This window comes from Burkholderia pyrrocinia, assembly GCF_001028665.1.
GTDB classification, from domain to species: Bacteria; Pseudomonadota; Gammaproteobacteria; order Burkholderiales; family Burkholderiaceae; genus Burkholderia; species Burkholderia pyrrocinia.
The window spans coordinates 3,126,267-3,149,196 of record NZ_CP011503.1 but is presented as its reverse complement, the minus strand read 5'-3'; the positions used below and the strand labels follow the sequence as shown (position 1 = coordinate 3,149,196).

General features: G+C 70.0%; 21 protein-coding genes. 4 read left to right on the top strand and 17 right to left on the bottom strand.

Going from position 1 to position 22,930, the window contains the following annotated elements; translation table 11 throughout:
* Positions 1–83: 83 nt before the first annotated feature.
* The 12 genes from ABD05_RS14320 to ABD05_RS14270 all read right to left on the bottom strand — a co-directional run bounded on the left by ABD05_RS14320 (position 84) and on the right by ABD05_RS14270 (position 11,349).
* Positions 84–1,007, bottom strand: a complete 924-nt coding sequence (locus ABD05_RS14320) for an ABC transporter permease (RefSeq protein ID WP_047900692.1) — start codon at positions 1,005–1,007, stop codon at positions 84–86.
* Positions 1,007–1,876 carry an ABC transporter permease gene (locus ABD05_RS14315; protein WP_047900691.1) on the bottom strand — a complete coding sequence of 290 codons (870 nt, stop codon included), beginning with the start codon at positions 1,874–1,876 and terminating at the stop codon, positions 1,007–1,009. Before ABD05_RS14315 ends, ABD05_RS14320 begins: the two co-directional genes overlap by 1 nt.
* A gap of 37 nt (positions 1,877–1,913) precedes the next feature.
* Complete coding sequence (locus tag ABD05_RS14310; protein ID WP_047900690.1) at positions 1,914–2,993, bottom strand: ABC transporter ATP-binding protein; 1,080 nt, start codon at positions 2,991–2,993, stop codon at positions 1,914–1,916.
* Between the two features lie 49 nt (positions 2,994–3,042).
* Positions 3,043–4,218: an ABC transporter substrate-binding protein gene (locus ABD05_RS14305; protein WP_047900689.1), complete on the bottom strand. Its 1,176-nt coding sequence runs from the start codon at positions 4,216–4,218 to the stop codon at positions 3,043–3,045.
* Positions 4,219–4,592: 374 nt separating this feature from the next.
* Positions 4,593–4,979: a type II toxin-antitoxin system death-on-curing family toxin gene (locus ABD05_RS14300; RefSeq protein WP_047900688.1), complete on the bottom strand. Its 387-nt coding sequence runs from the start codon at positions 4,977–4,979 to the stop codon at positions 4,593–4,595.
* Between the two features lies 1 nt (position 4,980).
* Positions 4,981–5,154 (bottom strand): hypothetical protein, encoded by a 174-nt coding sequence (locus ABD05_RS38610; RefSeq protein WP_167347848.1) that lies wholly within the window; start codon positions 5,152–5,154, stop codon positions 4,981–4,983.
* Between the two features lie 128 nt (positions 5,155–5,282).
* Positions 5,283–5,867, bottom strand: coding sequence for an RBBP9/YdeN family alpha/beta hydrolase (locus ABD05_RS14295; RefSeq protein ID WP_047900687.1), 585 nt, complete (start codon positions 5,865–5,867; stop codon positions 5,283–5,285).
* 17 nt (positions 5,868–5,884) lie between these two features.
* Positions 5,885–7,213: an MFS transporter gene (locus ABD05_RS14290; protein ID WP_047900686.1), complete on the bottom strand. Its 1,329-nt coding sequence runs from the start codon at positions 7,211–7,213 to the stop codon at positions 5,885–5,887.
* 156 nt (positions 7,214–7,369) lie between these two features.
* The gene (locus ABD05_RS14285) at positions 7,370–8,425 is read right to left on the bottom strand and encodes a beta-keto acid cleavage family enzyme (protein ID WP_047900685.1); all 1,056 of its coding nucleotides are present in this window, start codon (positions 8,423–8,425) and stop codon (positions 7,370–7,372) included.
* 133 nt (positions 8,426–8,558) lie between these two features.
* Positions 8,559–9,407, bottom strand: a complete 849-nt coding sequence (locus ABD05_RS14280; RefSeq protein WP_047900684.1) for a TauD/TfdA dioxygenase family protein — start codon at positions 9,405–9,407, stop codon at positions 8,559–8,561.
* Between the two features lie 10 nt (positions 9,408–9,417).
* Positions 9,418–10,398: a quinone oxidoreductase family protein gene (locus ABD05_RS14275; RefSeq protein ID WP_047900683.1), complete on the bottom strand. Its 981-nt coding sequence runs from the start codon at positions 10,396–10,398 to the stop codon at positions 9,418–9,420.
* A gap of 18 nt (positions 10,399–10,416) precedes the next feature.
* Positions 10,417–11,349, bottom strand: a complete 933-nt coding sequence (locus ABD05_RS14270) for a universal stress protein (protein WP_047900682.1) — start codon at positions 11,347–11,349, stop codon at positions 10,417–10,419.
* A 242-nt stretch (positions 11,350–11,591) separates the two neighbouring features.
* On the opposite strand from ABD05_RS14270, the gene ABD05_RS14265 reads away from it, so the two are divergent.
* The 3 genes from ABD05_RS14265 to ABD05_RS14255 all read left to right on the top strand — a co-directional run bounded on the left by ABD05_RS14265 (position 11,592) and on the right by ABD05_RS14255 (position 16,667).
* Positions 11,592–14,285, top strand: coding sequence for a winged helix-turn-helix domain-containing protein (locus ABD05_RS14265; protein ID WP_047900681.1), 2,694 nt, complete (start codon positions 11,592–11,594; stop codon positions 14,283–14,285).
* Between the two features lie 354 nt (positions 14,286–14,639).
* Positions 14,640–15,764 (top strand): porin, encoded by a 1,125-nt coding sequence (locus ABD05_RS14260; RefSeq protein ID WP_047900680.1) that lies wholly within the window; start codon positions 14,640–14,642, stop codon positions 15,762–15,764.
* Between the two features lie 198 nt (positions 15,765–15,962).
* Positions 15,963–16,667, top strand: coding sequence for a glutathione S-transferase N-terminal domain-containing protein (locus ABD05_RS14255; RefSeq protein ID WP_047900679.1), 705 nt, complete (start codon positions 15,963–15,965; stop codon positions 16,665–16,667).
* Between the two features lie 131 nt (positions 16,668–16,798).
* Here ABD05_RS14255 and ABD05_RS14250 read toward each other — a convergent pair whose 3' ends face one another.
* Positions 16,799–17,323 (bottom strand): MarR family winged helix-turn-helix transcriptional regulator, encoded by a 525-nt coding sequence (locus ABD05_RS14250; RefSeq protein ID WP_047900678.1) that lies wholly within the window; start codon positions 17,321–17,323, stop codon positions 16,799–16,801.
* Between the two features lie 129 nt (positions 17,324–17,452).
* Between ABD05_RS14250 and ABD05_RS14245 the strand changes: the two genes are divergently transcribed.
* Positions 17,453–18,631 (top strand): MFS transporter, encoded by a 1,179-nt coding sequence (locus tag ABD05_RS14245; RefSeq protein WP_047901217.1) that lies wholly within the window; start codon positions 17,453–17,455, stop codon positions 18,629–18,631.
* Between the two features lie 295 nt (positions 18,632–18,926).
* Here the strand turns inward: ABD05_RS14245 and cobM are convergent, their stop codons facing one another.
* Genes cobM through ABD05_RS14225 form a run of 4 tightly spaced genes read right to left on the bottom strand, consistent with a single transcriptional unit; the run spans position 18,927 to position 22,768 of the window.
* Complete coding sequence (gene cobM, locus ABD05_RS14240; protein ID WP_047900677.1) at positions 18,927–19,655, bottom strand: precorrin-4 C(11)-methyltransferase; 729 nt, start codon at positions 19,653–19,655, stop codon at positions 18,927–18,929.
* A gap of 43 nt (positions 19,656–19,698) precedes the next feature.
* Positions 19,699–20,430, bottom strand: a complete 732-nt coding sequence (locus ABD05_RS14235) for a cobalt-precorrin-6A reductase (RefSeq protein WP_047900676.1) — start codon at positions 20,428–20,430, stop codon at positions 19,699–19,701.
* Complete coding sequence (locus ABD05_RS14230; protein ID WP_047900675.1) at positions 20,427–21,515, bottom strand: cobalt-precorrin-5B (C(1))-methyltransferase; 1,089 nt, start codon at positions 21,513–21,515, stop codon at positions 20,427–20,429. The genes ABD05_RS14235 and ABD05_RS14230 overlap by 4 nt, the downstream gene beginning before the upstream one ends.
* A complete protein-coding gene (locus ABD05_RS14225) occupies positions 21,515–22,768 on the bottom strand; it encodes a bifunctional cobalt-precorrin-7 (C(5))-methyltransferase/cobalt-precorrin-6B (C(15))-methyltransferase (RefSeq protein WP_047900674.1) in 1,254 nt (417 codons plus the stop codon). Before ABD05_RS14225 ends, ABD05_RS14230 begins: the two co-directional genes overlap by 1 nt.
* Positions 22,769–22,930 lie beyond the last annotated feature (162 nt).

Sequence of the window (22,930 nt, the reverse complement as noted above, 5' to 3'; positions counted from 1 at the left end):
CGTCCGCGTGTCGTTCGCGGTATCCATTTGTAACCAATTGCACGGACGCGCGGCGGCACGGCGCGCCCGTGTGACGCCCCCGCCTACTGCCGCTCCTGCTTCACGCGGCTGACGAGCTGCGTCGGGCTCACGAACTGCAGCGCGATCACGACCCATACGAGCGTGATGGCCATGTAGATCATCGCCATCGCGTCGATCGACTGCGGCGCGCGCACGCCGGTCGAGAACACCGCGTAATACAGCGCGACGACCAGCGTCTGCGTGCTCGGGCCCGCGGTAAAGAACGTCAGCTCGAACATCCCGATCGTGCGCACCAGCACGAGCAGCCCGGCCGCGAGCATGCCGGGCACGAGCAGCGGCAGCAGCACGTAGCGGAAATAACGCCACGTGTTCGCGCCGAAGATGCGCGCGGCGGCTTCGAGATTCGGGTCGATCTGCTCGATGAACGGCGTCATCACGAGGATCACGAACGGCAGCGCCGGCACCAGGTTCGCGAGGATCACGCCCGGCAGCGTGCCCGCGAGCCCGACCTTGTACATCACGGTCGCCATCGGGATCCCGTACGTGACGGGCGGCACCATCAGCGGCAGCAGGAACACCAGCAACGCGAAGCGCTTGCCGCGAAACTGCACGCGCGCGAGCGCATAGGCGGCCGGCACGCCCAGCGCGATCGACAGCAGCACGACCGCGCCGACGACCTCGACGGTCACCCACAGCACGCTCGCGAGCTGGAAGTCCTCCCACGCCTTCGCATACCAGCGCAGCGTGAAACCCTGCGGCAGCGGCGTGCCGAACCAGCGTGTCGCGATCGAGTTCACTGCGACGGTCGCGATCAGCAGCATCACGTTCAGCAGGAAGAACGCCATCAGCCCCCAGACGAGCGCCTTCCACGCACGGCCGGCGAGGTTGCTTCTCATCTTTTGCGGTTGCCTCGCATTGACGGGCCGTGCATCGGGCGCGCCCTGCTTCGGCGGCCAGGCCGGCGCGGCATGATTGTCGGTCGCCATCAGCCCTTGCCCCCCGTCACCGGCCCCGTGTAGAAGAAACGGCGCGCGCCGAGCATCGACGCGACCACCAGCAACTGCACGAAGCCCATCACGATCGCGATCGCCGACGCGAGCGAATAGTCGTAGCTCTCGAACGCGGCCTCGGCCGCCGCGATCGAGATCACGCGGGTCGGCCCGGCCGGCGCGCCGAGCAGCACGGCCGACGGGAACACCGAGAACGCCTGCACGAACGACAGGCACGCGGCCATCGTGAGCCCCGGCACGAGCAGCGGCAGGTAGATCTGCCGGAACTGCTGCCACGGGTTCGCGCCGAGCGTCGCCGCCGCGCGCGCGAGCGTCGGGTCGATGCCGCTGATGTACGACAGCATCAGCAGGAACGCGAACGGAAAGCCCGACACGATCAGCGACAGCAGCACGCCCCAGTAGTTGTGCGTGAGGCGCACTTCGTCCGTGTACAGGTGCAGCCCCTGCAGCGCCTGCGGGAACCAGCCGTTCGGCCCGAAGTACGTGAGCATCCCGTCGGCGACGAGCACCGTGCCGAGCGTGACGGGAATCACGAGCAGCGTCGTGACGAACTTCTGGTACGGCGAATTGCGGCGCAGCGCGAACGCGACGGGCACCGAGACGCCGACGTTGATCAGCGTCGCCGGCACCGCGAGCTTCAGCGTGACGAGCACGGTCGGCCACATCGCGGTATCGGTGAAGAACTGCACGTAGTTCGCGAGCGCGCCGCCGCCGTTCATCGGCTGGAACGACAGCACGAGGCCGTACGCGAACGGATAGATGAACAGCGCGACGATGAACGCGAGCGCGGGCGTGACGAGCCAGGCCTTCGCGTCGCGCGGCGTGCCGGCCGCGAGCGTGCTCATGCGGCCTCCCGGCGCGACGGCGCGGCGCTCGGGCCGCTCATGCCGGCACTCCCGGATACACGAGCGTGCGCGACGGCGCGACGCGCAGCCGCAACCGTTCGCCTTCCGCGAATTCGCCGGCCACGCGCGCCCAGATCGGGCCGAACGGCGCGACCGCGCGGATCAGCGAATCGCGGCCGCCGTACTCGACCGTTTCGACCGTCGCGTCGAACGTGTTGTCGCCGGCGTCGTCCGCGCGCTCGATGTCGTCGGGACGCAGCGCGACCACGACGTCCTTCGCGTCGAAGCCGTCCATCGGCACGCCCGCGACGCGCACGCCGCCAGCGGTGACGTTCACGTAATCGCCGGCCATCCCATCGAGCGTGAACGGCAGCACGTTGCGATAGCCCATGAAGCGCGCGACATGCAGGTTGTGCGGGCGCGTGTAGACGTCCTTCGGCGATGCGACCTGCTGCACGACGCCCTCCTTCATCACGACGATGCGATCGGCCATCGACAGCGCCTCGTCCTGGTCGTGCGTCACGTAGATCGTCGCGCGTTCGAGCTGCGTGTGGATGCGGCGGATCTCGGCGCGCATCTCGATGCGCAGCTTCGTGTCGAGGTTCGACAGCGGCTCGTCCATCAGCACGAGCGGCGGCTCGATGACGATCGCGCGCGCGATCGCGACGCGCTGCTGCTGCCCGCCCGACAGCTGCCCGGGCAGCTTGCCCTCATGGCCGACGAGCTGCACGAGTTCGAGCGCCTGCTGCGCGAGGCGCCGCGTTTCCTGCTTCGGCACGCCGCGCATCTTGAGCCCGAAGCCGACGTTCTCGAGCACCGACATGTGCGGAAACAGCGCGTAGTTCTGGAACACCATCCCGAAGCCGCGGCGCTCGGGCGGGAGCACGTCGATGCGCGTGTCGTCGAGCCAGATGCCGCCGCTCGTGAGCGGCTGCAGCCCCGCGATGCAGTTCAGCGCGGTCGACTTGCCGCAGCCCGACGGGCCGAGCAGCGCGATGAACTCGCCGCGCCGGATCTCGAGGTCGAGCCCGTCCAGCGCGGCGACCTGTGCGCCTTCCGCATTGGTGAAGCTGCGGCACACGCCGTCGAGCCGCAGCCGTTCGAAACTGTGCTTCATTACGCGAACTCCATGGACGCGGGCGCCGCGGCGCCCGCCGGTTCAAGCGTCACTTCGACTTCTGCGAACCGATCTCGCGATCCCACTTCTGGAACGCGGCGACCATCGCCTGCGCGTTGAGCGGCTGCACGTGCGGACGATCCGCGAGCAGCTTCGCGTACTCGGGGCGGCCGAACTTGCGGATCACCTCCTGGCTGTGCGCGGGCGCCATCTCGAGCGTCACGCCCTTCACCGCCGGGCCCGGATAGAAATAGCCGTCGTCGTAGGTCATCGCCTGCTGCGCCGGTTCGAGCAGGAAGTTCATCAGCTTGAACAGCACGTCGAGCTTTTCCTTCGGCACGCCCTTCGGGATCACCATGTAGTGCGCGTCGTTGACCCACGTCATGTTGTCGAACGCCTGGACCCTGAACTCGGCCGGCACGATGCCGAGCGCGCGCGGGTTGAGGTCCCAGCCCGTGACGGTCACGGTCATGTCGCGCGTGCCCTCGCCGAGCTCCTTCATCACGGCCGACGTGCCGCCCGGGTAGTACGGCACGCAGTCGTTCAACGCCTTCAGGAACGCCCAGGTCTTGTCCCAGCCGTTGATCGGGTCCTGCGGATTCTTGTCGCCGAGCACGTACGGCAGCCCCATCAGGAACGTGCGGCCGGGGCCCGAGTTCGCCGGGCGCGCGTAGATCAGCTTGTTCGGGTGCGCCTTGCACCACGCGAGCAACTGGTCGGGCGTCTTCGGCGGGTCGCTGACCTTCGCCGGGTTGTATTCGAGCAGCGGGCCGGCCGGCATGTAGGTGACTGCGAGGCCGAAGCCCTGCGCGAGATCCTGCATCTTGCGCGGGCCGGGCGCGTACCGGTCCAGCACGCCGGGGAACGCGGCCGCGTTGTCGGGCAGGAGTTTCTGCCACAGGTTCTGTTCGATGCCCGCGGCCAGCGCGTCGGTGCCCGTCAGCACGAGGTCGATGTCCGAGCGCCCGGCCGCCTGCATCGCCTTGATCTTGCCCGGCAACTGCGGCGCGGGCGCATTCGTGAACGTGACGTTCGATACGAGGTTCGGGTTCTTGTCCTTGAACGCTTCGATGGCCTTCTGCGTGAGCTGCAGGTTGCCCGCGACGTCGACGATGTTCAGCGACACGGGCGCGGCAACGGCCGTCGCGGCCCCTGCCGCCGTCAGCGTGAAGCCCAGCGCGACGGCAATCCGGCGGGCACGGCGCGCGATCGTGGTTGTGTTCATGTCTCCTCACTTCGGTCGGTGGATGGGACCTTTCTTTTCAGGAAATCATGACGGCGTTATACGATGTCGGTCAACAAAAAACCACGGCGCGCGGGGCGGGACTTTCCCTGACAAAAACCCTTCTGCAGTAGCGTGATTCGAAAGGCTGAACGGATATAGGGTGCGTTGCAGCGGGTTGGGTGGAGCGTGTTAAGACATCGTATGTCGACGCGAGAGCCGAATCAGGCTGGCGTGTCGGGAACGCCCGGCCGGCGTGTTTCGCGAGAGAGATGTAACGCCGATCTGATACCCGGAAGACGTATCGAGTCCGTACGGGTTATCGGCGCGAGGTCATCAGAACGATGCCGCAGCGAATGGTTGCGTGAGGCATGGTTTCAACGGGACAGGGACAATTCCCAGACTGCACTGAAATACTCGGCCAGTTCCTCGCTCGTGACGCTGCCGTCGGCGACATCGACCATGAGGTCTTCGAGATCGGCAAGGCGTGGAATCGAGATGCCTTGCCGCTCCATATACGTCAAGGCGCAAGTGAGGCCGGTACGCTTGTTTGCATCATTGAACACATGGCCGCGCGCGATTGCGACGGCATAGGTCGCGGCGATACCGAACACGTCGTCGAGACCCGCGTAATGAACGTGATTTTCGACGCGATGCGGGGCGGCCTCGACACCGCCTCGGCCGGCATGAGCGAAACCGCTTAGGCCGCCGAGGTCTCGGATGATCTCGTCGTGAATCGTGATGACGTAATCCAGATCCAGCAAATCAGCGATCCTTCAGCGCGATCAGCACGTCTCGGTGTTCGGTAATGACCTTTCGTGCTGCGCGCAGCACGTCGCCTTTCTCGGTTTCGGTCGAAACCTTGACCTCCGTCGTGGGGCGAATGATCGTGCGAGGTTTCAGCTCGACTCCGTACAGCGTTTTCCTTTTGGGAGCCATGACAGATTTCCGATAAAAAGATAATAGTAATCAGCCACTTATCCGCGGCCACGCGACTAATAATCATAGCATCCAACGAGCCGCCTCAGGATGTCGGCACAGGCAAACGATGCCGACGTGTCAATCCGTCACTTCAGAGCGCTTTCGCCGAGCGCCACGACTTCGCCGATCCACCGTTCCGCGTCATGCCACTCGCCATACCCGGACGCCGGGTTCAGGTGCCCGACCTCGCCAAGATCGACGAGTTTGCTGCCCCACCCCGTCGCGAACGCCTCGACGCGTTCGAAGCGCGCGAGCGGATCGTTGCGGCTCGCGACGACGAGGCTCGGGAACGGCAGCCGCGCGGTCGGCACGGGCGTCCAGCCGTGCGCATCGATCGCATCAGGTGTTGGATAGCCGGCGGGCATCGGCATATCGAGATCGGCCGGCGCCGCAAGCAGCGCACCGTGGATCGCGCGCGTGGCCTGCCGCGCCCAGTGCACGGTGATCATTACGCCCGCGCTGTGCGCGACGAGGATCACGGGGCCGTCGATCTCGGCCAGCGCCGCGTCGAGCGCCGCGACGCGCGCGGCACGGCTCAGTTTGTCGGCTTCCAGCGGGGCGACGGAGCGTGCGTTCGGCAGGCGCCGTTCGAGGTGCGTCTGCCAGTGCTCTTCGACGTGATCGCGCAAGCCGGGCACGATCAGGATGGTGGGCGCGGTCGCCAGGGTCATGCAGCCTCCGGAAGGGTTCAGGAAAGGTGTGTCGCGCGCCGTTCGCGTTCGGCGCGCGCGAGATCGGCCGCGTAGCTCGCGCGTCCGATCGCGAACAGCACGGCGGCCGCGAGCGGCACGACGGGAATCCATTGCAGTGCGCCGACGAGCCCGGCGCGATCGGCCACCCACCCCGTCAGCAGCGGGCCCGGCGCCATGCCGAGCAGGTTGTTGGCGAGCGTGAGCGTCGCGAATGCCGATGCGTGGATGGCAGCCGGCGTCAGGTTCGCGACCATCGCGCCCGATGCGCCGGACGCGCCCGCGCCGACCAGCATGCCCGCGCAGATCAGCGCGAGCTGCAGCGGCCCGGGCGGCAGCCGGAACGCGACCGCGAGGCAGACGCCCGTGATCAGGCAATACGCGATCGCGGTCAGCCATTTGCGCGAACCGTCGGCGCGGCCGACGCGGTCGGTGACGATGCCGCAGCCGACCATCCCGACGCCCGCGAGCAGCACGAAGCCGGCCGCGAGCACCGCGGCACGGTCGGGCGCCATCGCGTAGTAGCGGTTCAGGTAGCTCGGCAGCCACGCGAACAGCGCGCCTGGCACGAACAGGTGCAGCCCGCTGCCGAGATACGCGCAGATCACTGAACGCGACGCGAACAGCCCCGACATCAGCGCGCGCACGCTGCCGCGCAGGTCGCGCGGTGCGTCGGCATCGCGCCGGCACGGCTCGACGCGGCACGCGGCGAGCCGCCGTTCGGTCACCGCGCAGCGATACGCGACGAGCAGCACGATGCCGAGCGCGGCCATTACGCCGAACGACCAGCGCCAGCCGAGATGCGCGCCGACCAGCCCGCCGAGCGCCATCCCGAACACGGAGCCGAATGCGCCGCCGGCCATGAACGCACCGGTCAGCGTCGCACGCAGGCGGGCCGGAAAGATGCTGAGGATCAGCGCGACGCCGACGCTGCCGTACGCGGCTTCGCCGAGCCCGACGAGGCCGCGCGCCACCAGCATTTCGGCGTAGTTGGTCGACAGCGCGCAGCCGAGCGTCGCGACGCTCCATAACGCGGCCATCAGCACGATGCTGCGCACGCGCCCGAAGCGGTCGGCGAGCACCGACAGCGGAAACGTCAGCAGGCCGACCAGCAGCGCGACGACGCCGGACAGCGAGCCGAGCTGCGTGTCCGACAGCCTCCACGCGTGCTTGAGCAGCGGAAACACGGCATTGAGCACCTGCCGCGACATGTAGTCCGACAGCAGCAGGCCGACGGTCAGCCCGAACACGAGCCACGCATACGCAGGCGCGCGCCGCTCGGTGGCCGCCAGATTCTGTAGCGACGGCTCGACATGATGAATCAACATGCGTGTCTCCTCCGGCACCGGTGCGGCAACGCGCCGGCGCGGCTTGCGCGGCCCCGCTCCGTTCGGCGGAGCTTGCCTCGCGCGCTGCGCGAGGGTGGGTGCCGCACCACATCGATCGGCGGGCGGCGTTCGCGGGCCGCCCGGATGCGCGGCGCGTCAGGCCGCGCGCAGCGGCACGCTCACCTGGCCCGGCCGGCGGTTCGGCGCCATCCCGAGCTGCGCGAGCGTTTCGTCGACGCCGTCGTACTGCACGCCGATCCGGTAGATCGCCTTCGCTTCCTTGCCGGTCGCGATGTCGCGGCCGAGTTCGCGCGCGATGCGCGCGCACTGCTCGACCTGCTGCACCGACGTCATCCGGTTGCCCTTCTGGTCGATGATCGTGTCCTCGATCCCGCAGCGCGGATGCAGGCCCAGCGCCATCGCGACCGTGTTGATCGGCAGCACGTTCTTCATCAGCGATTCGAGCGTGATGCACGCACCGTCCGGGCAACGCCGCACGAATTCCATGAAGTTGTACGGATTCGGGCCGTCGAAGCCGCCGCCGATGCCGACCCACGTGACGTTCAGCGGGCCGCGATAGACGCCGCGGCGGATGATCCGTTCGAGCGTTTCGAGCGCGTGCATGCCGGTGAGCTGGAAATGCGGCTGGATGCCGGCCGCCTGCAGGCGGCGCAGGTGTTCGTCGACCCAGCCGGGGCCGGCCGGCACGGTCATCTCGCGGTACGCGTCCCAGTACGCGGTTTCGTTCAGCGACGTGCCGGCGATGTCCTGGCGGTTCATCAGCTCGGTGATGTTCATCTGCACGGTGTTGATCGCGACCGTCACCTGATCGGGCTTCGGCGTCAGCTCGGCGAGCATGTGGCGCGTATCGTCGGACAGCCATTTCGCTTCCGCGCCGTCGCCTTCCGGCGCGAACGAGATCGAGCCGCCCACCTGCAGGATCATGTCGGGCACGGCGTCGCGCAGCCGGCCGAGCAGCTCGTTGAACTTCGACAGCCGCTTGCTGCCCTTGCCGTCGAGCTCGCGCACATGCAGGTGCAGCACCGTCGCGCCCGCGTTGTAGCAGTCGACGGCCTTCTGCACGTGCTCGTCCATCGTCACCGGAATGTCTTCCGGAAAATCGGCGGGCATCCATTCGGGGCCGTACGGCGCGACCGTGATGACGACCTTGTCCTGGTTTTCCGGGTGCAGCGAATCGTCGAGAAATTGCATGTCGTCCTCCAGTGGGAATCGTTGTATTCGGTTATTTCCGGGCGTACGGGCGTGCGTATCCCGTCGCGCCGGGCGGCGGGCCCGGCGCGTGGTGCGTATTGCGTGTTGTGAATCGGTTACGGTGCGGGCGCGCTCAGAACGGCACGTCGCCGACGATGCCCGCGCGCTCCATCCTGCGCACGCACGGCGGGTAATCCATCACCGCGTAGTGCTGGGTGCTGCGGTTGTCCCAGATCGCGACGCTGTTTTTCTTCCAGCGCCAGCGCACCTGGTATTCGGGGATGTAGGCCTGGCTGATCAGGTACTGCAGCAACTGGCCCGCGCCGGGGTTCGCGTCCTGCCCGAAACGCACGCGCCCGGGCGTGTGGAAGTTCGTGAAATGCGTCGCGAACGCATTCACGTACAGCACCTTCTCGCCGGTTTCGGGATGCGTGCGCACGACCGGATGCTCGGCGTCGGGATACTGCGCCTTCAGCGCGAGGCGCTTGTCGATCGGCATCGCCGCGCCGAAGCTCGCCTCGATGCTGTGGCGCGCGCGCAGCCCGTCGATCTGCTGCTTCACGTGTTCCGGCAGGTTCTCGTATGCGAGCACCATGTTCGCCCACATCGTGTCGCCGCCAACCGGCGGACCCTCGACGCAGCGCAGCACGCAGCCGAACGGCGGCGCCACGCGCCAGCTCGCATCGCTGTGCCACGCATTCTCGTAGCGGTCGTTCGGCTGGTCGGGCGACTTGTAGATCCGCACGAGCCCCGGGTGCTCGGGGTCGCTGCCGGCGACCGGATGATCCTCGAGTTCGCCGAAGCGCCGCGCGAATGCGACGTGCTCGGCGCGCGTGATGTCCTGGTCGCGCAGGAACAGCACGCGATGCCGGAGCAACTGCGCGCGGATCTCGGCGAACAGGCCGTCGTCGTGCACGGCGTCGGCGAGGCTCACGTCCAGCAGTTCCGCGCCGATCGCGCAGGTCAGGGGTTCGACTCGCATGCGCGCCTCCTCAGACGATGAACACCGACGAACCGGTCGTCCTGCGCGATTCGAGATCGCGGTGTGCCTGCGCGGCGTCCTGCAGCGCATAACGCTGGTTGATCTCGATCCGGATGCGGCCGGCGGCGACATGCGCGAACAGTTCGCCGGCCAGGTCGTTCTTCTCGGCAGGGTCGGCGATGTAGTCGGCCAGCGCCGGGCGCGTCAGGTACAACGAGCCCTTCATCGCGAGGCGTTGCGGATCGAACGGCGGGATCGTGCCCGACGCGGTGCCGACGCACACCATCAGCCCGCGCCGCTTCAGCGAATCGAGCGAGCCTTCGAAGGTGTCCTTGCCGACGCTGTCGAAGACGACGTCGACGCCCGCGCCGTCCGTCAGTTCGCGCACGCGTTGCGCGACATCCTCGCGGCTGTAGTCGATCGTATGGTCGCAGCCGTGCGCGCGCGCGATGTCGGCCTTGTGTTCGCTGGATACGGTGCCGATCACCTTGAGCCCGAGCAGCTTCGCCCATTGCGACACGATCAGCCCGACGCCGCCGGCGGCCGCGTGCAGCAGCAGCGTGTCGCCCGGCGCGAATGCATGGATGCGGCGCAGCAGGTAGGCCGACGTCAGCCCGCGCATCGTCATCGCCGCCGCGGTGTCGCACGCGATGCCGTCCGGCAGCCGGATCAGCGGCGCGGCCGGGATCAGCCGTTCGGTGCCGTACGCGCCGAGCGTGTTGATGAAGCCGGTGTAGGTCACGCGATCGCCGGCGGCGACGTTCGTCACGCCGGGGCCGACGGCGTCGACCACGCCGGCCGCCTCGACGCCGATGCCGGACGGCAGCGGAACCGGATACAGGCCGCTGCGGAAATAGGTATCGGCGAAGTTCAGGCCGACCGCCTCGTGCCGCAGGCGCACCTGGCCGGGGCCCGGGTCGCCGACGTCGACTTCCTCCCAGCGCAGCACGTCGGGGCCGCCGGTTTCGTGGAATCGCACTGCATGTGCCATCTTGTTCTCCGTAGGGTGTCAGTCCGATGCGCGTCGCGCATCGTCGGGTTCGTTCGCGCCCGGCGGCGTCGCGGCTGCGCCGCCCGCCGGGGGCTCGTCCAGTTCGGTCCAGTCGGCGTCGCCCAGGTAGCGCCGCGCGGCCGGGAAAATCACGCCTTCCATCCGCCCCATCTGCTCGAACGCGCCGTGTGCATAGCGCGCGAGCGCCGTGTCGAATGCGGCCGACGGCAGCCCGTCCCCGGCGATTCGTGCCAGTACGTCGAGCGCTTGCGCGTCGCGCTGCCGCTGGCGGTCGAGTTCGTCCAGTTCGGCCGTGACGCACTCCGCACGGGCACGCAATGCCGCGAACAGCCGTGCTTCGGCGGCCGTGCCGAACCGCGCGCTCTGCAGCGCGGCGAGCGAGGCCAGCGCACCGCGCGCATCGACCGCTTGCCGCTGCGGCCCGTTCGCGCGTTCGCCGCACGCCGTCAGCGCTTGCAGCAGCATGCCGACGGCGCGATGCGCATCGAGGCAGCGCGCCATCACGCGCGCCTCGGCCGACGAGCGCGGCGACGGGCACACGAGCACCGGCACGCCGCTCGTCGCGAGCAGGTACTGCCGCTGCGCGCAGGTTGCCGCATCGGCATCGTGCGGCAGCGCCGCGACGCCGATCAGGTCGCAGCCGAGCTCGCCGGCCAGCGTGCCGGGCGACGTGTCGCCGGCCGCCGGGTGGCCGGCCCCCGGATGGCCGGCCCCCGCGATCGCATGGGACAAACCCTGCGCCCGCGCGGCGGCTTCCACTTTCGCACCGTGTTCCGGCAGCCGCGCTCCGGACAAACGCGAGTCCGGCTCGGTGCCGGGCAGCACGAACGTGACCCGCGCGCCGACCGCACGGGCCAGTTCGAGCGCATGGCCGATCGCGTCGATGCCGCCGGGCGCGCCGTCGACCGTCACGAGCAGATGGCGGTACATCGTGCCGCTCCGCTTATCCGGCGGTCGGCGCGCTGCGCCGCGCGCCGGTCGATACGATCTTCATGGGTGCCCTCCTCGTGTGTTCGTCATGCATCGGAACCCATGCTATCGGCGCGGCGCCAGCGCGGCCCCACTCGTCGCGGGGGGGATTGACGCGCGAACGCGGTTCGACCGATCCTTCCCCCCACGCCCACCCCGGACGCTGGCCCGCACGGCACCGCCGGATTCCGACTGCTGCCCCGATGGCCCACCCACCCGATCGCGCCGACGCGCCCCCCACCGAACTGGTCCTGAAGACGACCGCGCCGCGCGTGCCGGCGCAGTTGCTCGCCCGCGCGCGGCTGAGCCTCGCCGCGCCGGCCTTCGACGGCCGTCCGGTCACGCTCGTGCAGGCGCCGGCCGGCTACGGCAAGACGTCGCTGCTCGCGCAATGGCGCCGCGAGTATCTCGCGCTCGGCGGTGCGGTCGTGTGGCTGTCGGCCGACGAGCGCGACGACGCGCCGCGGCTGCTGCAGGGGCTCGTGCAGGCGGTGCGCACCGGCTGCGCGCGGCCCGGCTTCGGGCGCCTGATCCCGGGCGGCGCGTCCCGCGCGCTGGACGGCCTGACCGCATGGCTGGCCGAGGTCGCGCAACTGTCGATCGACGCACTGCTGATCGTCGACGACGCGGAGCGGCTGCCGGCCGCCGGCCTCGACGCGCTGACCTATGTGCTGCACAACGCGCCGCAAAACCTGCATGTCGTCGTCGCGGCGCGGCGCGGGCTCGATCAAGCGGCCGGCGACCTGCTCGCCGGCGGGCAATGCACGCTCGCGGGCCCCGACTGGCTGCGCTTCACGCTCGACGAGACGATCGCGCTGGTCGGCGCGCGCTTTGCGCAGCGCGTCGACGCCGACGCGTGCGCGCGGCTGTTCGAACGCGTCGACGGCTGGCCGCTCGGGCTGCAGCTCGCGATGGCCGCGATGGCGCGCTCGGCCGATCCGCGCCAGGCGGTCGACGCGCTCGCCGCGCGCGTGGACGGCACGCGCGACCGGCTCGTCGAGTTGCTGCTCGCGAACCTGTCGGCCGACGACACCGCGTTCCTGACACGGGCGAGCGTCGCCGATCGCCTGCATCCGTCGCTGTGCGCCGCGCTGCTCGACGACGCTGGCGCACCCGACCGGCTCGCGCGGCTCGCACGCGACACGCCGCTGTTCATCGCATCGGACGATTCGGACTGGTGCCGGCTGCATCCGCTCGTGCGCGACACGCTGCGCGACCGCCTGGCCGCGGGCCCGGACGCGGAGCGCAGCATGCTGCACGCGCGCGCGGCGGCCTGGCTCGACGCGCACGGGATGACCGGGGAAGCCGCGCGCCACGCGTATGCGGCCGGCCAGGTCGAGACCGCGTACGCGCTCGCGCAGCGTTGCCTCGAGGATGCGATCAAGCAAGGCCGCATCAACGACGTGCTCGACTGGCTCGCGCTGCTGCCCGACGCGGAACTCGACAAGCGCCCGACGCTGCGGATCGCGGTCGCATGGGCGCTGGCGCTCGGCGAGCGCCATGTCGAGGCGCAGCGCCAGATCGCGGGCATCCTCGCGGATACCGGGACGCCCGCGGCGATGCGCTACGAATGCGCGCTGATTCTCAGCGCGGCCGCGTATTACGCCGATGAAATCGATCGTTTCGTCGAACTGTTCGAACCGTGGGCCGACTTCACGCCGCCGGCGGCGACATGGCTCGCGCAGATGCACGCGAACCGGCTCTCGGCACGTGCGATCATCGTCGGCGAACCGGCGCGGGCGCGCCGCTTCCAGCAAGCCGCGCCGCGCGGCGAGACGGCGGCCGGGTTCGGCTACGTCGCGCGCTGGGGCGAGCTGATCACGGGCCTGAGCTACCTGCGCGAAGGCCAGATCCGGCTCGCGGACGATGCGCTTTCACCGGCGCTGGCGCGCGCGGAAGCCGATCTCGGGCGCCGCCATCCGCTGACCTGCATGCTCGCGGCGATGTGCGCGGCGATCGCGTACGAGGCCGACCGCGTCGACCAGGCCGCCGCGCTGCTCGCGAACCGGCTCGACGTGCTCGAACATGCGGGCACGCCCGACACCGTGCTGCTCGGCTATCGCACCGCCGCGCGCATCGCGCTGCTGCGCGGCGTCGAGCATCGCGCGATCGACCTGCTCGAGGCGCTCGACGCGATGGGCGTCGCGCGCCGGCTGCCGCGCCTGTCGGTCGCGAGTCTCGCCGAGCAGGTGCGGATTCACGCGGCGCGTTATCGCGAGGCGACCTGCCATGCGCTCGTCGAGCGGATCGATGCGATCGCCGCAGCCGAGTTTCCGTCGCACGGGCCGCTGTGGCGGCGGCCCGTCGTGCTGCTGCAGGCGACCGCGCATGCGGGTGCGGCGCTCGCCGCGCGCCGCTGGGACGACGCGAGCGCCGCGCTCGACGAAGCGGCCGTGCTGGCCCGCGAAATGAGCATGGGGCGCGAGCGCATCGAGATCATGGCGCTCAGCGCGTTCGCGCTCGAACAGTCGGGGCACGGCGGCCGCGCGCTGCTCGACGAGGCGATGAACCTCGCGGACATGTTCGGGCTCACGCGCACGCTCGCCGACGCGCATCCGGCCGTCGCCGACTGGGCCCGCCGCGTGGGCGACGAGGCCGCCGCCGGCGACGGCCCCGCGCGGCACGCGCTGCCGCAGCCGCGCATCGTGCCGCCCGCGCCGCGCGGCGCACCCAGCCCGCGCGCGGTGCCGAGCGTCGTGCTGACGCCGAAGGAGCGTGCGATTCTCGAACTGCTCGCGCGCAACCTGTCGAACAAGGAGATCGCGGTCGCGCTCGCCGTCGGCGAGGAAACCGTGAAGTGGCACCTGAAGAACCTGTTCGGCAAGCTCGACGCCAGCTCGCGCAAGCACGCGGTGCGCCGCGCGCTGGTGCTCGGGCTGCTCGAAAGCGCGCCTTGACGCCGACTTGAAACGGCCTGTTCCGCCCGCATGGCGGCGTCGTTCGTCGTTGCAATCGCTGCGGCCATTGCGCGTCCTGTCTCCTTGCACGCGCCCAACGGAAGTTCCCTCGAGGGACGAACTGAAAGGCTCGTTCGCAAGCCCGTTATCAGCGTGAACAAGCCCTGACCCCCTTTCGATTCTCCGCAACCCTGCCCCCCGCGCATGGGGGGGAGCGGCCGCCCGCCGTTGCGTAGTCTTTCCGCACGGCTCGCACCGGCGTCGCATCCCGCGCGTTCCCGCCTGCCCCGATGCTTCCCCGCTTCACCCGGCCGGGCTCGATCCCGTCCGGTCCAATACGACCCTGGAGACTTCATGAAGACGAAACTGGCCGCGCTCGCGGCGCTTGCCGGCTGTTCGGCGCTCGCTCACGCGCAATCCTCCGTCACGCTGTACGGCGTGATCGACACGGGCCTGCTGTACCAGAGCACGTCGGCCGCGTCGTTCAGCCCGACCGCGCCGAATACCGGCAAGGTGTTCCGCATGAAGGACGGCGGCATCTATTCGAGCTTCTGGGGCATCAAGGGCAGCGAGGACATCGGCGGCGGCTACAAGGTCAACTTCAAGCTGCAGGGTTCGTTCGACAGCGGCACGGGCAAGCTGCAACTGAGCGACACGCCGGGCGCCGTCGCGATCTTCAACCAGGTCGCGTCGCTCGGCGTGTCCGGCCCGTTCGGCACGTTCACGGCCGGCCGCCAGATCGTGCCGATGATCTATGCGATGGCCGACACCGACGTGCGCAACGCGCAGTTCTTCGGCAGCGTGCTGACCGCGTGGCTCGGCCTGAACACCGCGGCCGGCTGGCCGGGGACGAGCACCAACGGTTCCATTGGCGCGCTGTACGACAGCAATGCGCTCGTCTACCAGTCGCCGACGTTCGCGGGCGCGTCGATCGCGCTCGAATACGCGCCGGGCGGCGTCGCCGGGCAGTTCCAGGGGGGCACGCGCGAATCGGTCGTGCTCAAGTACTCGAACTACGGGCTGAACGTGTCGGCGCTTTACTACAACGGCCACGACACGAACCCGGCGCCGGGCGTCGCGCCGACCGGCGTCGACAACAACCGCTTCATGTACTTCGGCGCGAAATACACGATCCGCGATTTCTCGGTGTCGGCGTCGTACGGCAACGGCAGGAATCCCGCGCATGCCGACAAGGTGAACCTCGACATGCTGTCGGCCGGCGTCGGCTATCGCTTCACGCCGGCGCTGCAGGTGACTTCCGCCGTGTACTACCTGAAGGACCGCAACCGTTCCGAGAACCGGTCGACGGCGGTCGTGCTCGCGGCCGACTACAGCCTGTCGAAGCGGACGATGGTCTATGCGCAGGTCGGCCACGTGAACAACCGCGGCACGATGGACCAGATGCTCGTGTACGGGCAGCCGGTCGCGCCGGGCGTCGGTACGACGGCCGCGATGGTCGGGCTGCGGCACAACTTCTGACGATGCGTTTGACCTGACGCGGAATCGGCGTCGCGGCGCTCGGGCGCGAATCCGGGCCACCGCCTGCATCGATTCCGGGGATCGGCTAAAGTGGGCGTTTTTCGGCGCGCTCCGGCGCCGTCGCCGCGCCGCGGACGTGCGCGAGCGCGGCGGCACGGCGGAGCGCGGATCACCCACCTCGTCGACGAGCGAACTTCCATGCCCGACCTGTCCGCCTTCCCGATCACGCAAAAGTGGCCGGCCCAGCATCCCGACCGTCTCCAGCTCTACTCGCTGCCGACGCCGAACGGCGTCAAGGTGTCGATCATGCTCGAGGAAACCGGCCTGCCGTACGAGCCGCACCTCGTGCGCTTCGACACGAACGACCAGTTGTCGCCCGCGTTCCTGTCGCTGAACCCGAACAACAAGATCCCGGCGATCATCGACCCGAACGGCCCCGACGGCAAGCCGCTGCCGCTGTTCGAATCGGGCGCGATCCTGATCTATCTCGCGGACAAGACCGGCCAGTTGATCCCGAAGGATCTCGCCGGCCGCTACGAGACGATCCAGTGGGTGATGTTCCAGATGGGCGGCATCGGCCCGATGTTCGGCCAGGTCGGCTTCTTCCACAAGTTCGCCGGCCGCGACTACGAGGACAAGCGTCCGCGCGACCGCTACGTCGACGAGTCGAAGCGCCTGCTCGCCGTGCTCGACGCGCATCTCGCGAACCGCAAGTGGGTAATGGGCGACACGTACACGATCGCCGACATCGCGATCTTCCCGTGGGTGCGCAACCTCGTCGGCTTCTACGAAGCGGGCGATCTGGTCGGCTTCAGCGAATTCCGGCACGTCGCGCGGGCGCTCGACGCGTTCGTGGCACGTCCGGCCGTCGCACGCGGGCTCAATATCCCGGCACGTAGCTGATCGGCGGCGCGGGCGCGCCGTGTGCCGCCCGCGATCCGCGCAGCCCGCCGCCTTGTGCTGCGGGTGCGCGTCCTTCCGTTCGGCGCGTTCGCGCCCGCCGTTTGCTGTTCGCTGTTCGCTGTTCGCCGACGCTACTTTCCGCCCGGCCCTTCCGGTGGTTGCGGCGCTCCGTCGGCCAGCCCCGCCAGCAACTTTCCCAGCAATTGCGACAACTGCGCCTGTTCCGCGTCCGACAGCGCGGCCAGCAGCGCGCGCTGGTTGTCGATGTGCGCGACGACCGCTTCGTCGATCAGCGCGCGGCCGGTTTCCGTCAGCGCGACGAGCGTGCCGCGCCCGTCGGCCGGGTTCGGCCGGCGCTCGACCCAGCCCGCCTTCTGCAGCCGGTCGATGCGCGCGGTCATCCCGCCCGACGACATCATCAGTGCGTCGTACAGCGCCGTCGGCGTCAGCGCGAACGGCGCACCGCCGCGCCGCAGCGTCGCGAGCACGTCGAATTCGCCCGGCTGCATCCCGTAGCGCGCAAACAGCGGATTGAGACGGTCGCGCGCGATCACGAGCGCGGCTTCCTGCAGCCGCCCCATCACGACCATCGACGACGCGTCGAGATCCGGACGCTCGGCGCGCCATTGCGCGAGCGCATGCGCAGCTCGATCCATTAACCCTCCTCGGCTCACCAGTTATCTTGACGTCGAGATAAATCGGCGTTTATCTTGATGTCGAGATACTTTACATGAAAACGCACGGCACCCGGACGGATGCCGTGCACCGATACCGAGGGCCTGTCGATGAATCGCTTCACTTCCCCTGGATGGCGGCTTGCCGCCATCGTGCTGGTCGGGCTGAACCTGCGGCCGGCGCTCGCCGCGGTCGGCCCGCTGCTCGACATGATCCAGCGCTCGACCGGCATCGGCGACGGCGCGGCCAGCCTGCTGACGACGATCCCGATCCTGCTGATGGGGCTCGGTGCGCTGAGTGCGCGGCGCCTGCAGCGCGTGACGGGCATCGCGGGCGGCGTATGGCTCGGCGTCGCGCTGATCGGGCTGGCGTGCGTGTCGCGCATCGGCGCGCAGCACGCGTGGCTGCTGCTCGCGAGCGCCTGCTGCGCGGGCGTCGGGATCGCGATGGTGCAGGCGCTGCTGCCCGGTTTCGTGAAGGCGCATTTCGCGACACGCGTCGGCGGCGCGATGGGCGTCTATTCGACGTCGATCATGGGTGGTGCGGTGCTCGCGAGCGTCGTCGCGCCGTTCGCCGCGGCGCGCTGGGGCTGGCTCGCCGCGCTCGCGGGCTGGGCGCTGCCGGCCGCGGTGGCGGCGCTCGCGTGGCCGCTGGCCAGCCGCGGCGGCGATGCGCTCGCCGCCGGGCCGGCTTCGGCATCGACCGCGCAGCCGTCGCGCTCGCCGCGCGCATGGCGGCTCGCGCTGTTCTTCGGGATCGCGACGGGCGCGTACACGCTCGTGCTCGCGTGGCTGCCGCCGTACTACATGCGGCTCGGCTGGTCGCCGACGGCGGCCGGCAGCCTGCTCGGCGGCGTGACGCTCGCGGAAGTCGTCGCGGGGCTGACGATCTCGGCGACGATCGACCGCCTGCCCGATCGCCGGCCCGCGCTGCATGCGGCGATCGCGTCGCTGTTCGTCGGCTTGCTGGTGATGCTGGCCGCGCCCGAAACGCTCGCGCTGCCGGCCGCGCTGCTGCTCGGCGCGGGGATCGGCGCGCTGTTCCCGCTGTCGCTGATCGTCACGGTCGACCATGCGGCGACGCCGGCGGATGCCGCATCGCTGACGGGGTTCGTGCAGGGGGTCGGCTACCTGATCGCCGGGTTGTTCCCGTTCGCGGCCGGCGTCGTGCGCCAGCATCTCGCGGACCTGACGCCCGCGTGGGTGGTCATGGCGTGCCTGTGCGTCGTGCTGTTCGCGCTGGCGGCGGGCTTTGCGCCGCGGTTCGCGCGGCAGGTTGCGAGTGCTTAGGCGGACGGCCGAACGTCAGCCGCCCGTTTCCCGCTCCGACGGCAACCGTCGACAGGCATGTTCGGACGGACCTCGCCGCAAATCGCACGCGTCTTCGTTGCACAGCCGGCACACCCGGATCGCGGGCTGCACGTCGTCGGCCAGTGCGCCGATCAGTCGCTCGCAGATCGGCATGAGGCATGGGTTGCGAACACTGTTCGACCGCCACCGGGCACGTGATGTCCGCGATCGCCGATCCGCGCGCGACGAGCACCTCCGCGAACGGCGCGCCGAACTCCGGCCAACGCACGCGTGATCAGCCCGCGCTCGCGTACAGCGTCGAATCCGCGAATCCTTCGGCGTCGAGCACGCGCCCGATCAGGATCAGCGCGGTGCGCTCGATCTGCGTGCCCTGCACCTTGCCGACGATGTCGGCGAGCGTGCCGGTCACGCGCTCCTCGTCGGGCCAGCTCGCGCGATAGATCACCGCGACCGGGCAATCGGCGCCGTAATGCGGCAGCACTTCGTCGACGATGCGCGCGAGATGGCGCACGCCGAGATGGATCGCTAGCGTCGCGCGGTGCGCGGCGAGCGAGCCGAGCGCTTCGCCTTCCGGCATCGTCGTCTTGCCCGCGAAGCGCGTGAGGATCACCGTCTGCGCGACGCCGGGCAGCGTCAGCTCGACGCCGAGCGTTGCCGCGCACGCGGCCGTGGCCGTCACGCCCGGCACGATTTCGTACGGAATCCCGAGCGTCTTCAGTCGGCGGATCTGCTCGCCGATCGCGCCGTACAGCGACGGATCGCCCGAATGCACGCGCGCGACGTCCTGCCCCTTCGCATGCGCGGCGGCGAACAGCGCGACGATCGCGTCGAGGTCGAGCTCGGCCGTATTGACGACCTGGTCCGCGCGATGGCCGTCGAGCACGGCCGCCGGCACCAGCGAGCCCGCATACAGGATCACCGGGCAGGTGCGCACGAGGCGCTGGCCCTTCACCGTGATCAGCTCCGGGTCGCCGGGGCCCGCGCCGATGAAATACACCGTCATCGAAAAATCTCCGTTTATTCGTTGGATGATCGGCCGCGCGGCGTCACGCGCGCGCGGCCGGATCGAGTGCGTCGAGCAGCGCGGCGGCCGAGTCGAACGCGCGGTCGGCGTCGGGCAGCGGCGGCCGGCGCAGCATCACGACCGGCAGCCGGCGTTCGCGCGCGACGTCGAGCTTGGCCTCGGTGGCCGCACCGCCGCTGTTCTTGCTGACGACGACATCGATCCCCATCAGCGCGAACAGCGCGCGCTCGCCGTCGAGCGTGAACGGCCCGCGCGCGGCGACGATCTGCGCATGCGCGTTGCCAGGATGCGCGTCGAGGCAGCGCACGAGCCAGAACTGGTGCGGCGGGATCGCGTCGAGATGCGCGAGCGGCTCGCGGCCGAGCGTGAACAGCGGCCGCTTGAACGGCGCGAGCGCGGCCTCGATGCCGGCCCAGTCGTCGACCATCCGCCAGTCGTCGCCGGATTGCGGCATCCACGGCGCGCGGCGCAGCGCCCACAGCGGCACGCCCGCGTCGCGCGTCGCGGCAGCGGCATTCGCGCTGATTTGTGCGGCATACGGATGTGTCGCGTCGATCACGAGGCCGATGCCGGCGCTGCGCAGATACGCGGCCAATCCCGCGGCGCCGCCGAAACCGCCGACGCGCACGTCGCAGCGCAGGTCGTCGGGCACCTTGCCGAGGCCGGCCAGGCTGTACACGTGGTGCGGGCCGAGTGCGCGCGCGATTTTCAGCGCGTCGCCGGTGCCGCCGAGCAGCAGGATGCGCGTGCTCATCGCGCTTGCCCGACGAAGCGGCCCTGCCGGTCGATCGCGAACATCTCGACGGCGACCGATGGCGGCACGATATCGCGCGCGACGCGCAGCGCCTGGGCGCAGACGAGATCGCCGAGTGGCACGCCGGCGGCCAGCGCGAGCTTCAGCGCTTCCTGGCTCGTGTTCGCGGCGCGCATCGCCGCCTGCAGCGCATCGCTCGCGCCGGCCTCGGCCGCCCACTGCGCGAGCAGCGGCAGGTCGATGCTCGAATGGCGGCTGTGCAGGTCGAGGTGGCCGGCCGCGAGTTTGCTGAGCTTGCCGAAGCCGCCGCACATCGACAGCCGCGCGATCGGTGCGCGCCGCAGGTGCTTGAGCACCGCGCCCGCGAAATCGCCCATCTCGACCAGCGCCATGTCGGGCAGGTGGTAGTGCGCGCGCATCGCGTCCTCGCTCGTATTGCCCGTGCACGCAGCGATATGCTCGATGCCGTTCGCGCGCGCGACGTCGATGCCCTGGTGGATCGACGCGATATAGGCCGAGCACGAGAACGGCCGCACGATGCCGGTCGTCCCGAGAATCGACAGCCCGCCGACGATGCCCAGGCGCGGGTTCATCGTCTTCAGCGCGAGCGCTTCGCCGCCTTCGACGCCGATCGTCACGTCGAAGCCGCCCAAGTAGCCATGCTCGGCTGCCAGCGCGTCGAGGTGGGTCGTCATCATCTGGCGCGGCACCGGGTTGATCGCCGGTTCGCCGACCGCCAGCGTCAGCCCCGCACGCGTGACCGTGCCGACGCCCGGCCCCGCGTGAAAACGCACGCCGGGTGCCGCCGCGAGCGCGACGCGCGCGAAGATCAGCGCGCCGTGCGTGACGTCCGGATCGTCGCCGGCATCCTTGATCGTGCCGGCTTCGGCGCCGTCGGCCGTGGTCCGGCAGAACTCGAGCCGCATCATCACGCGCTGCCCCTTCGGCAATACGATCTCGACCGCATCGTCCGCGTGGCCCGCGAGCAGCAGGCGCGCGGCTGCGAGCGATGTCGCGGTCGCGCAGCTGCCGGTCGTATAACCGAAGCGCAGCGGAGCGTGCTGTTCGGGGGTTTCGTCGCGCATCACGCGTCCGTTGCGTTCGTCAGGTTCGACGGTCCGGCCGTGGCGGCCGCGTCGGGCTTGCGAACATCGTACAGCGTGACCGGCAACGGCTGCCGCCACGTGTCGAAGCGGCCGAGCGGCTCCGCATGCGCGAGCGACACGCGCGTGAGCGTGCCACCGTGCGCGTCGCGCCATGCGGCGAGCGCCATCTCGCCCTGCAGCGTGACCGCGTTCGCGACCAGCCGCCCGCCGGGCTTCAGCGACGACCAGCATGCGTCGAGCACGCCGGGCGCCGTCGCACCGCCGCCGATGAAGATCGCGTCCGGCGCGGCGAGCCCGGCGAGCGCATCGGGCGCGCGGCCTGCGACGAGTTGCAGGCCCGGCACGCCGAGCGCGTCGCGGTTGTGTTCGATGAAACGCTGCCGCTCCGCATGCGCTTCGATCGCGATCGCCTGGCATGACGGATGCGCGCGCATCCATTCGATGCCGATCGAGCCGCTGCCGGCGCCGACGTCCCACAGCAGCTCGCCGGGCGCGGGCGCGAGGCGTCCGAGCGTCATTGCGCGCAGGTCGCGTTTGGTGAGCTGGCCGTCATGGCGGTACGCATCGTCGGGCAGGCCGGGCGTGAGCGCGCGGCGCGGTGCATCCGGGCCGGCCTGGCAGTCGAGCGCGACGAGATTGAGCGCGGCCGTTTCGTCGACGTTCCAGTCTTGCGCGAGGCCGTCGAGACGCCGCTCGAGCGGGCCGCCCAGATGTTCGAATACGCTGATGCGCGTCGGCCCGAAGCCGCGTGCGGCGAGTTCGGCCGCGACGGCGCCCGGCGTGCGGCCGTCGGCGCTCAGCACGAACAGGCGCCGGCCCGGCAGCAGGTGACGCGCGAGCGTCGCGAGCGGACGGCCGACGAGCGATACCGCGCCGACGTCCTGCAGCGCCCAGCCGAGGCGCGCGGCCGCGAGCGACAGCGACGACGGCGCGGGCAGCACGCGCCATTCGTCGGGGGAAAGCTCGCGCGCGAGCGTGGCGCCGACGCCGAACAGCATCGGGTCGCCGCTCGCGAGCACGCAGACGGGCGACGGGCGGCGGGCGAGCACGCCCGCGATGTCGAACGGCGACGGCCACGTTTCGCGCGCAGCCGGCAGCCGCGCGGGCAGCATGTCGAGATGCCGCTTCGCGCCGACGACGAGCGTCGCGTCGAGCAGCACGCGCCGCGCGCTGCGGCCGAGCCCCGCGTAACCGTCGTCGCCGATACCCACTACCGTCAGCCACGCCGTCATGCACCCTTCCCCATCGTTCGATTCCATCGTGTCGCCGCGCAGCCGTAAAAGGGCCGGCGCAGCCGTCCGCATTGCGAAAGACGGCATGGTACCGTGTTCCATCCCGCGTTTCATCTGCCGGCCCGCCGGCGCCGGGCCGTCGTCCGTTTCGCCCGTCGCGAA

Bases quoted from the DNA above. Each gene is read 5' to 3' on its own strand.
- ABD05_RS14275 (WP_047900683.1), bottom strand. From the start codon at position 10,398: ATGGCACATGCAGTGCGATTCCACGAAACCGGCGGCCCCGACGTGCTG.
- ABD05_RS14235 (WP_047900676.1), bottom strand. From the start codon at position 20,430: ATGAGCACGCGCATCCTGCTGCTCGGCGGCACCGGCGACGCGCTGAAA.
- ABD05_RS14270 (WP_047900682.1), bottom strand. From the start codon at position 11,349: ATGTACCGCCATCTGCTCGTGACGGTCGACGGCGCGCCCGGCGGCATC.
- ABD05_RS14305 (WP_047900689.1), bottom strand. From the start codon at position 4,218: ATGAACACAACCACGATCGCGCGCCGTGCCCGCCGGATTGCCGTCGCG.
- ABD05_RS14230 (WP_047900675.1), bottom strand. From the start codon at position 21,515: ATGCGCGACGAAACCCCCGAACAGCACGCTCCGCTGCGCTTCGGTTAT.
- ABD05_RS14255 (WP_047900679.1), top strand. From the start codon at position 15,963: ATGCCCGACCTGTCCGCCTTCCCGATCACGCAAAAGTGGCCGGCCCAG.
- ABD05_RS14315 (WP_047900691.1), bottom strand. From the start codon at position 1,876: ATGAGCACGCTCGCGGCCGGCACGCCGCGCGACGCGAAGGCCTGGCTC.
- ABD05_RS38610 (WP_167347848.1), bottom strand. From the start codon at position 5,154: ATGGCTCCCAAAAGGAAAACGCTGTACGGAGTCGAGCTGAAACCTCGC.
- ABD05_RS14280 (WP_047900684.1), bottom strand. From the start codon at position 9,407: ATGCGAGTCGAACCCCTGACCTGCGCGATCGGCGCGGAACTGCTGGAC.
- ABD05_RS14250 (WP_047900678.1), bottom strand. From the start codon at position 17,323: ATGGATCGAGCTGCGCATGCGCTCGCGCAATGGCGCGCCGAGCGTCCG.
- ABD05_RS14245 (WP_047901217.1), top strand. From the start codon at position 17,453: ATGAATCGCTTCACTTCCCCTGGATGGCGGCTTGCCGCCATCGTGCTG.
- ABD05_RS14265 (WP_047900681.1), top strand. From the start codon at position 11,592: ATGGCCCACCCACCCGATCGCGCCGACGCGCCCCCCACCGAACTGGTC.
- ABD05_RS14260 (WP_047900680.1), top strand. From the start codon at position 14,640: ATGAAGACGAAACTGGCCGCGCTCGCGGCGCTTGCCGGCTGTTCGGCG.
- ABD05_RS14310 (WP_047900690.1), bottom strand. From the start codon at position 2,993: ATGAAGCACAGTTTCGAACGGCTGCGGCTCGACGGCGTGTGCCGCAGC.
- ABD05_RS14285 (WP_047900685.1), bottom strand. From the start codon at position 8,425: ATGCAATTTCTCGACGATTCGCTGCACCCGGAAAACCAGGACAAGGTC.
- cobM (WP_047900677.1), bottom strand. From the start codon at position 19,655: ATGACGGTGTATTTCATCGGCGCGGGCCCCGGCGACCCGGAGCTGATC.
- ABD05_RS14290 (WP_047900686.1), bottom strand. From the start codon at position 7,213: ATGTTGATTCATCATGTCGAGCCGTCGCTACAGAATCTGGCGGCCACC.
- ABD05_RS14320 (WP_047900692.1), bottom strand. From the start codon at position 1,007: ATGGCGACCGACAATCATGCCGCGCCGGCCTGGCCGCCGAAGCAGGGC.
- ABD05_RS14225 (WP_047900674.1), bottom strand. From the start codon at position 22,768: ATGACGGCGTGGCTGACGGTAGTGGGTATCGGCGACGACGGTTACGCG.
- ABD05_RS14295 (WP_047900687.1), bottom strand. From the start codon at position 5,867: ATGACCCTGGCGACCGCGCCCACCATCCTGATCGTGCCCGGCTTGCGC.